At 72.6% G+C, this 1,108-nt stretch carries 2 protein-coding genes and 1 pseudogene; all 3 read left to right on the forward strand.

All coding sequences use genetic code 11. The features are described from left to right. Window positions 1–433: pseudogene (locus G3I42_RS33825) on the forward strand (hypothetical protein); the annotation flags it as partial. Between the two features lie 9 nt (window positions 434–442). Further along, complete coding sequence (locus tag G3I42_RS33830) at window positions 443–856, forward strand: roadblock/LC7 domain-containing protein (protein ID WP_007821711.1); 414 nt, start codon at window positions 443–445, stop codon at window positions 854–856. A gap of 97 nt (window positions 857–953) precedes the next feature. Continuing rightward, window positions 954–1,108, forward strand: a 155-nt coding sequence (locus G3I42_RS33835) for a DUF742 domain-containing protein (protein WP_164291482.1), incomplete at its 3' end; no start/stop codon positions are given.

Genomic DNA, 1,108 nt, shown 5'->3' on the forward strand with positions numbered 1-1,108 from the left:
CGCTCCCCAGCGGGACGCCGACGAGGCGCGCCGTCCCGCCGCCGGGCCCGAGGCCGTGGCCGAGACCGCGGGGCAGGGCCCCGGCGCACTGCCCGCGCAGACCGGCCAGGACTCCTGGCGCGCTTCGCCCAACGACGAGTTGGTGCGGCAGGCGGAGCGGGTGCGGCAGCCCTCCGCGGGCGGCGTCACCACCTCCGGTCTCCCGCGCCGGGTGCCCCGCGCCAACCTGGTGCCGGGTACCGCTCAGCAGCAGCCGCAGCAGCAGACGGGTCCCCAGGTCTCCCGGGCGCCCGACGACGTGCGCGGCCGGCTGACCAATCTCCGCAGGGGCATCCAGCAGGGCCGCTACCAGGCCGGCAACAGTCTGCGTCCGTCCGGTGAGAACCGGCCGAACGAGGGCTACCCCCGCCCCTCTCACCAGCAGGAGCGCTAGTTGACCCCCATGAGCCAGGCGGCACAGAACCTGAACTGGCTGATCACCAACTTCGTGGACAACACCCCTGGGGTGTCGCACACGGTGGTGGTCTCCGCCGACGGACTCCTCCTCGCGATGTCCGAAGGCTTTCCCCGCGACCGCGCCGACCAGCTCGCGGCCGTGGCCTCCGGTCTCACCTCGCTCACCGCGGGGGCTTCCCGGATCTTCGAAGGCGGGACCGTCAACCAGACGGTCGTGGAGATGGAGCACGGCTTCCTCTTCATCATGTCCGTCTCGGACGGCTCTTCCCTCGCCGTACTCGCCCACCCCGAGTGCGACATCGGCCTCGTCGGTTACGAGATGGCCCTTCTGGTGGACCGGGCGGGGGCCGTGCTGACGCCGGACCTACGTGCGGAACTCCAGGGCAGCCTGCTCAACTGACGCCCGCTCATCCGCCACCCCGCCCGGCCGCATCAGCCCCCCACCGGCCACAGCCTGACGGCGCCGAGACCATCCGCTGTTCCGCCCGGAGGATTGCATGACACCGCCCACCGCACCGCACGACCCGTACGGGAATCCGCCCTCCGCCGGCTACGCGGTCGAGGGTGACCAGCCCCTGGTACGGCCCTACGCGATGACGGGCGGCCGCACCCGGCCTCGCTACCAGCTCGCCATCGAGGCGCTGGTCAGCAC

Source organism: Streptomyces sp. SID11385 (genome assembly GCF_010548245.1).
In the GTDB taxonomy this organism is placed as follows: domain Bacteria; phylum Actinomycetota; class Actinomycetes; order Streptomycetales; family Streptomycetaceae; genus Streptomyces.

Bases quoted from the DNA above. Each gene is read 5' to 3' on its own strand.
- G3I42_RS33830 (WP_007821711.1), top strand. From the start codon at position 443: ATGAGCCAGGCGGCACAGAACCTGAACTGGCTGATCACCAACTTCGTG.